At 71.3% G+C, this 7,674-nt stretch carries 7 protein-coding genes; 6 read left to right on the top strand and 1 reads right to left on the bottom strand.

Annotation, left to right across the window (positions count from 1 at the left end):
* Window positions 1-9: 9 nt before the first annotated feature.
* Window positions 10-783 carry an SDR family NAD(P)-dependent oxidoreductase gene (locus tag K206_RS0110640; RefSeq protein ID WP_029043464.1) on the bottom strand — a complete coding sequence of 258 codons (774 nt, stop codon included), beginning with the start codon at window positions 781-783 and terminating at the stop codon, window positions 10-12.
* Between the two features lie 346 nt (window positions 784-1,129).
* Between K206_RS0110640 and K206_RS0110635 the strand changes: the two genes are divergently transcribed.
* From K206_RS0110635 to K206_RS37960, 6 genes are all read left to right on the top strand, one after another.
* Entirely contained in the window at window positions 1,130-2,338 is a 1,209-nt protein-coding gene (locus tag K206_RS0110635) for an efflux RND transporter periplasmic adaptor subunit (protein WP_020202395.1), read from the top strand.
* A 1-nt stretch (window position 2,339) separates the two neighbouring features.
* Window positions 2,340-3,041, top strand: coding sequence for an ABC transporter ATP-binding protein (locus K206_RS0110630; protein ID WP_020202394.1), 702 nt, complete (start codon window positions 2,340-2,342; stop codon window positions 3,039-3,041).
* 21 nt (window positions 3,042-3,062) lie between these two features.
* Entirely contained in the window at window positions 3,063-4,217 is a 1,155-nt protein-coding gene (locus tag K206_RS0110625; protein WP_020202393.1) for an ABC transporter permease, read from the top strand.
* Between the two features lie 15 nt (window positions 4,218-4,232).
* The gene (locus tag K206_RS0110620) at window positions 4,233-5,399 is read left to right on the top strand and encodes an ABC transporter permease (RefSeq protein WP_020202392.1); all 1,167 of its coding nucleotides are present in this window, start codon (window positions 4,233-4,235) and stop codon (window positions 5,397-5,399) included.
* A gap of 353 nt (window positions 5,400-5,752) precedes the next feature.
* Window positions 5,753-6,319, top strand: a complete 567-nt coding sequence (locus K206_RS0110615) for a peroxiredoxin-like family protein (protein WP_020202391.1) — start codon at window positions 5,753-5,755, stop codon at window positions 6,317-6,319.
* A gap of 1 nt (window position 6,320) precedes the next feature.
* On the top strand, window positions 6,321-7,674 hold a 1,354-nt coding region (locus K206_RS37960; RefSeq protein WP_020202390.1), incomplete at its 3' end, for a CoA-binding protein.

Raw genomic sequence — 7,674 nt, 5'->3', positions numbered from 1 at the left:
GGCGGGCCGCTACAGCACCGCCGAGGTGCCGCCGTCGATATTGATGCTGGTGCCGGTCACGTAGCTGGCCGCCTGCGAGGCCAGGAAGGCGATGACGTTGGCCGCTTCCTCCGCATGGCCCACGCGCCCGAGCGGGATGTCGCCGGCCATGCGGGCATAGAGTTCGTCGACCGGGATGCCGGCCTGCGCGGCCTTGGTCTCGTGCTGGCCCGCGCGGATCAGGCCGATGCACACGGTGTTTACCAGGATGTTGTCCGGCGCGAATTCCTTGGACAGGGCCTTGGTGAACGCCAGCCCGGCGGCGCGCGTGACGGTGGTCGGCGTCGACCTGGCGCGCGGCTGTTTGGCGCCGATGTTGGTGACGTTGATGATGCGTCCGCCGCCCTGCTGCCGCATGTGGGGAATGGCCAGCCGCGCCAGCCGGATCGCGGCGAACAGCTTGAGCTCGAAGTCGGCCTGCCAGGCTTCGTCGGACACGCTCTCGAACGCGCCCGTGGCCGAGGTGCCGGCGTTGTTGACGAGGATGTCGAGGCGGCCGAAGGCGTCGAGCGCGGCCGTCACCAGTTGCGCGCAGTCGCCGGCCTGGCTCACGTCCGCCCGCACCGCCGCCACGCGCCCGCCCAGCGCGCGGATTTCCTCCGCCACCTGGTCCAGCCGCTCGCGCCCGCGCGCGGCCAGCACCACGGCCGCGCCTTCCTGCGCCAGCCGCAGCGCGGCGGCCCTGCCGATGCCCTGCGAGCCGCCGGTGACGATCGCTACCTTGTCCTGCAATCCCAGATCCATCGCATCCCCTCCCGTTTTTTGCGGAAATCATCCGGCGCGTAGTGTATCCGCTAGGCGCGGCCTTTGCCGGGCGCGGCGCGGGGCCGGGGGAGGGAGGGGGAACGGCCGCCGTGCAACAGGATGTGACAAGCCGCCGCGATGTTCGATGTGGTGTTGCCAGCACCGCCCGGGCACGGCACTATACTGGGGCGCCCTTCCCATGCGCGGCGCGCGGGTACGCCGGCGGGCATGCCGGCCGATGCGTCGCCCGGCGTGCCCCGCGGCGTGCCGTTCGTCCGGCGGCACCCGCGCCGGCGCGCCGCGACATCCCCGACGTTACCGTCCAACGGCAGAAAAAGGCCCGAAATTGGCTGATCACGATCTGGCAAAGCTGAAAATCGAGCGCGGCCCGCTCGCTCCCGTTCCCCGGCGGCGCAGGTGGCTGCGCTACGCGGCCGCGGCGGTGGCCGTCGCCGTGGCGCTCGGCATCGGCGCCCGGCTGGCCGCGCCGCCCGCGGTGGAGACGGTCACGGTCGCCTCCGCCTACCCGTCGCAGGCCTACACGCTGCTCAACGCGACCGGCTACGTGGTGCCGCAGCGCAAGGCCGCGGTCGGCTCGAAGGCGCAGGGCCGCCTCGAATGGCTGGGCGTGCTGGAAGGCTCGCACGTGAAGCTCGACGAGGTGATCGCCCGCATCGAGAGCCGCGACGTGCAGGCGTCGCTGGCGCAGGCCTCGGCGCAGGTCAGCGTGGCGCAGGCCAACCACGAACTGCAGGTCGCCGAGTTGAAGGACGCCGAGATCGGCCTGCGCCGCTCCGAGACGCTGCTGGTGCCGAAGGCCATCTCCACGGCGCAGTACGACGCCGACTTCGCGCGCTACAACAAGGCGAAGGCGTCGGTCAGCAGCGCGCGCGCCGCCATCGTCTCGGCGCAGGCCAACGCGCGCGCCGCGCAGGTGGCGGTGGACCAGACCGTGATCCGCGCGCCGTTCGACGGCGTGGTGCTGATCCGGCATGCCAACGTGGGCGACAACATCACGCCGTTCTCGTCAGCCTCCGACACCAAGGGCGCCGTCGTGACCATCGCCGACATGGAGACGCTGGAGGTCGAGGCGGACGTGGCGGAATCCAACATCGGCAAGATCAGCGTGGACCAGCCCTGCGAGCTGCAGCTCGACGCGCTGCCGGCGCTGCGCATGGAAGGCCGCGTGTCGCGCATCGTGCCCACGGTGGACCGCTCCAAGGCCACGGTGCTGGTCAAGGTGCGCTTCGTGGACCGCGACGCGCGCGTGCTGCCCGACATGAGCGCCAAGATCGCCTTCCTGGACAAGCCGGTGCCGGCGCAGGACCGCAAGCCGGTGGTCGCGGTGCAACCCGCCGCGCTGGTCGAGCGCGGCGGGCGCAAGGTGGCCTACGTGCTCGGCAAGGACGGCACCGTGCGGGAAACCCCGGTCACGGCCGGCGCCGCGCTCGGCGAGCTGGTCGCGGTCGGCGGCCTGGCGCCGGGCGACGTGGTGGTGCTGGCGCCCGGCGACAAGCTGCGCGACGGCGCCAGCGTCACCGTGGCGAAGAAGTAGCATGCATTCCGCCGCCGCCGCCCCGCTCATCGCCATCCGCCACGTCGCCAAGTCGTACCGGCGCGGCGCGCAGACCGTGCCGGTGCTGACCGACATCACGCTCGACATCGCCGGGGGCGACTTCATCGCGCTGATGGGGCCGTCCGGCTCGGGCAAGAGCACGCTGCTGAACCTGATCGCTGGCATCGACCGGCCCGACAGCGGCGAGCTGCTGGTGGCCGGACTCGACATCACGCGGCTGGCCGAGGCCACGCTGGCCGAATGGCGCGCGGCCCACGTCGGCTTCATCTTCCAGTTCTACAACCTGATGCCGGTGCTGACCGCGTTCGAGAACGTGGAGCTGCCGCTGATGCTGACGCGCCTGAGCCGCGCCCAGCGGCGCGAGCGCGTCGGCATGGTGCTGGAGATGGTAAACCTGGCCGACCGCATGAGCCACTATCCGTCCGAGCTGTCCGGCGGCCAGCAGCAGCGCGTGGCGATCGCCCGCGCGCTCATCACCGACCCGATGCTGATCGTGGCCGACGAGCCCACCGGCGACCTCGACCGTACCTCGGCTGCGGAGATCCTGGCCATGCTGCAGCGGCTCAACGCGGAGCTCGGCAAGACCATCGTCATGGTCACGCACGACGCGCACGCGGCGGCCGCGGCGAAGTCGCTGGTGCACCTGGAGAAAGGGGAGCTGATCCATGCCAGTGCCGGCTGAGCGGCGCCGCGGACGGATGCCATGTTCGCGCTGAAGCTGATCGTGAGGAACGCGCTGCGCCACAAGCTGCGCACCACGCTGACCGTCGCCGGGCTGGTGGTGGCGGTGCTGGCGTTCGGGCTGCTGCGCACCGTGGTGGACGCGTGGTACGCGGGCGCCTCGGCGGCGTCGAGCGCGCGGCTGGTGACGCGCAACGCCATCTCGCTGGTGTTCCCGCTGCCGCTGAGCTACGAGAACCGCATCCGCGGCGTCGACGGCGTCACGCTGGTGGCGCGCTCCAACTGGTTCGGCGGCATCTACCGCGACCCCAAGAACTTCTTCGCGCAGTTCGCCGTCTCCGACAACTATCTCGACCTTTATCCCGAGTTCATCCTGCCGGCGCAGCAGCGCGCCGACTACCAGCGCGACCGCCGCGGCGCGCTGGTCGGGCGCCAGCTCGCCGACCAGTTCGGCTTCAAGGTGGGCGACGTGGTCCCGCTCAAGGGCACCATCTACCCCGGCACCTGGGATTTCGTCGTGCGCGGCATCCTCGACGGGCGCGACGAAAGCACCATCACGCGCCAGATGGTGTTCCACTGGGAATACCTCAACGAGACCGTGCGCAAGCGCACGCCGCGGCAGGCCGACCAGGTGGGCGTCTACGTGGTCGGCGTGGCCAGCCCCGACAACGGCGCGGCGGTCGCGCGCGCGGTGGACGGCGTGTTCAGGAACTCCCTGGCCGAGACCCTGACCGAGACCGAGCAGGCCTTCCAGCTCGGCTTCGTGGCCATGTCCAACCAGATCATCGCGGCGATCCGCGTGGTGTCCTACGTGGTGATCGTCATCATCATGGCGGTGATGGCCAACTCGATGGCGATGAGCGCGCGCGAGCGCACGGTGGAGTACGCCACGCTCAAGGCGCTCGGCTTCGGGCCGGGCTTCCTGGCGCTGCTGGTGTTCGGCGAGTCGGTCGCCATCGCCGTGGCCGGCGGCGCGCTCGGCATGCTCGCCACGCCGCCGATGGCGACCCTGTTCAAGCAGTCCGTGGGCGGCGTGTTCCCGGTTTTCAGCGTGTCGCGCGAGACCGCGCAGCTGCAGGCGGCCTGCGCGCTCGTGGTGGGGCTGGCGGCCGGCATCGTGCCGGCCGTGCAGGCCGCGCGCGTGCGCATCGTCGAGGGCCTGCGGGCCATCGGCTAGGCGCAAGGAGCCGACGTGGCGATTCCGCTCTCCTACATCGCGCGCAACCTGTGGGCACGCCGCCTGACCACGGCGCTCACGGCCGGCGGGCTGGCGCTGGTGGTGTTCGTGTTCGCCACCATGCTGATGCTCGACGCCGGCCTCAAGCAGACCCTGGTGACGACCGGCGAGCAGGACAACGTGGTGGTGATCCGCAAGGGCGCCGAGACCGAGATTCAGAGCGCGATCTCGCGCGAGCAGGCCAGCATCATGGAGATGCACCCGGCCGTGGCGACGGGCGCCGACGGGCGCCCGTGGGTGTCCAAGGAAGCGGTGGTGCTGATCTCGCTGACCAAGGCCAGCTCGGCGCGGCCCTCCAACGTGGTGATCCGCGGGGTTTCGCCGGCGGGCCTGGCGCTGCGCCCGCAGGTCCGGCTGGTGGCCGGGCGCCTGTTCCGGCCCGGCTCGTCCGAGATCGTGGTCGGCAGCAGCATCGCCAAAGGATTCGACGGCGTGCAGATCGGCGAGCACCTGCGCTTCGCCCAGCGCGACTGGACCGTGGTGGGGCATTTCGACGCCGGCGGCAGCGGCTTCGACTCCGAGATCTGGGGCGACGTCGACCAGCTCATGCAGTCGTTCCGGCGCACCAGCTATTCGGCGATGGTGTTCCGCCTGGCGCAGGCCGGCCGGCTCGACGGCTTTCGCGCCGACATCGACGTCGACCCGCGCCTGGCCAGCGAGGCCAAGCGCGAGCAGGTGTTCTACAGCGACCAGTCGAAGGCGCTGTCCGCGTTCATCAACATCCTGGGCTTCACGCTGTCGGTGATCTTCTCGGTCGCGGCGATGATCGGCGCCATGATCACCATGTACGCCTCGGTGGCCAACCGCGTCGCCGAGATCGGCACGCTGCGCGCGCTCGGCTTCAAGCGCAGCAACGTGCTCGGCGCGTTTCTCATCGAGGCCATGCTGCTGGGGCTGGCCGGCGGTGTCGCCGGCCTCGCCTGCGCGGCGCTGATGCAGTTCGCGTCGTTCTCCACCACCAACTTCCAGACCTTCGCCGACCTGTCGTTCCGCTTCATCCTCACGCCGTCCGTGGTGGCGAAGACGCTCGCGTTCGCGGTGGCGATGGGCCTGTTCGGCGGCTTCCTCCCGGCGCTGCGCGCCGCGCGCCTGAGCATCGTCGACGCGCTGCGGGCGCACTGAGCGCGGCTGTCCGCTTTTTCCGCGCGGCTTCCGGTTCCCGCTTGCGCGGTTGCGCGCCATCTCGCGCCACCTCGCGCCATCTCACGTTACCTCGCGCCACCTCGCTTCGTCTCCCCGCCCGTTCTCAAATACGGAACTGTTGTGCCGTATTTGGGAAACACCTACTGTAGCTTCATCGACAGGGAGACCTGGATGACCGATGCCGCTCAAGCCTGCAACACGCGCCGTGGCGCTACCCGCCACGCCCTTGCCCGCGTGCACTGCAGCATGAATCCCAACCCCGCTTCGACCCGCTCCGGCGCGCAGGACAGCGCGCGCCGGTCCCGCCCATGCCCCAGAACGGAGTGCTCCGCATGCTGATTCCCCGCCAGGCCGTCCCGGCCCTCGCCGTCCCCACGCTCGACCACGGCGACTACGTGTTGCAGCACGAGTCGCCGGCGCAGTTTTCCCTCGTGGTGTTCTACCGCGGCTACCACTGCCCGGTGTGCGCCAAATACCTGATGGAGCTGGGCCGGCTGCTGCCCGAGTTCGATGCCCGCGGCGTGTCCGTGGTGGCGATCAGCTCGGACGCCGCGCCGCGCGCGCGCAAGATGGCCGACAAGATCGGCATGCCGGCGCTGCGCATGGGCTACGGCCTGCCGCTGGCGGTGGCGCGCCAGTGGGGCCTGTACGTGACCGAGGGCCACGGCAAGACCTCGATCGGCATCGACGAGCCGCCGATGTTCTCCGAGCCCGGCGTGTTCCTGGTGCGGCCCGACCAGACGCTGTACTACGGCGCGGTGCAGACCATGCCGTTCGCGCGGCCGCAGTTCGCCGAGCTGCTGACCTCGGTGGATTTCGCCATCACGCGCAACTACCCCGCGCGCGGCGAGTACACCGGCCCGGTCAGCGCGGCCGCGCAAGCCGAGATGGCGGCCTGAGATGCGCGCCCCGGAGGAGACCAGAACGCCGCTGCCGGTGGCCGATTTGCTCAGGCCGCGCTCGGTCGCGGTGATCGGCGCGTCGGAAGACCAGGGCAAGTTCGGCGGGCGCGTGCTGGCGATGCTGCTGCGGCATCGCTTCGGCGGCACGCTGTATCCGATCAACCCCAACCGCGACACGCTGTTCGGCCTGCGCGCCTACGCCTCGGTGGCCGATACGCCGGACGCGCCCGACATGGCCATCATGGCGGTGCCGCAGCCGCAGGTGAAGGCGCGCGTGGCCGAGTGCGCCGCGCGCGGCGTGCGCTGCGCCATCGTCATCACGGCGCGCTTTTCCGACGCGGACGCCGCCGGGCGCGCGCTGGAGGAGGAGATCGTGGCCATCGCGCGCGCGGCCGGCATGCGGCTGATCGGCCCCAACTGCCTCGGCGTCATCAGCCCGCGCAACCAGCTGGTGCTGTGCTCGTCGCCGGCGCTGGAGATCGAGCGGCTGCCGCGCAGCCCGATCGGCTTCGTCACGCAGAGCGGCGCGCTGATGGGCACGCTGTTCGACCGCGCGGTGGCGATGGGCGTGGGCTTCACCCATTGCGTGTCGGTCGGCAACCAGGCCGACCTGGAACTGTGCGATTTCATCGAGTTCCTGATCGACGACCCCGACACCGCGGTGATCTGCGCCTACATCGAAGGCATCAAGTCGCCGGCGCGCTTCCGCGCGCTGGCCGCGCGCGCCCGCGCCGCCGGCAAGCCGTGGCTGGTGGTCAAGGCCGGCCGCACCGCCGCCGGCCGGCAGGCGGCGTTCTCGCACACGGCCAGCCTGGCCGGCGACTTCGCCGCGCTGGAGGCGGTGTGCCGCGCCGAGAACGTGGTGCTGCTCGACGACGTGTTCGCCATGCTGCTGCTGGCCGCGGCGATGGCGCGCCACCCGGGCCACCGCGTGCGCGACACGGTGCTGCTGTCCACCTCCGGCGGCAGCGCCGCGCTTGGTGCCGACAAGCTGGCCGCCGCGCAATTGCCGATGACGCGCTTCGACGCCGACACGCGCGCGCGGCTGGCCACGCTCTACGTGCCCGGCCAGGCCGACAACCCGGTCGACCTGTTCGGCGCCAAGGTGGCCGAGGTACCCGACTTCGCCTACCAGAGCACGCGCCTGGCGATGGCCGACCCGCGCGCCGACCTGTGCCTGGCGGTCATCACCACCGCGCCCGACCTGGCCGGCATGGCCGCCGGGATCGCGCGCGCCGCCGACGAAGCCGGCAAGCCGGTCATCCACGTGATGCAGCCCGCGCGGCTGGCCGACGGCGCGCGCGCGGTGCTGGCGCAGGCCGGCCAGCCGTTCACGGATGGGCTCGGCGAGG

It is taken from the genome of Cupriavidus sp. WS (assembly GCF_000395345.1).
In the GTDB taxonomy this organism is placed as follows: domain Bacteria; phylum Pseudomonadota; class Gammaproteobacteria; order Burkholderiales; family Burkholderiaceae; genus Cupriavidus; species Cupriavidus basilensis_B.
This window is presented reverse-complemented; position numbering and strand designations above follow the sequence as displayed.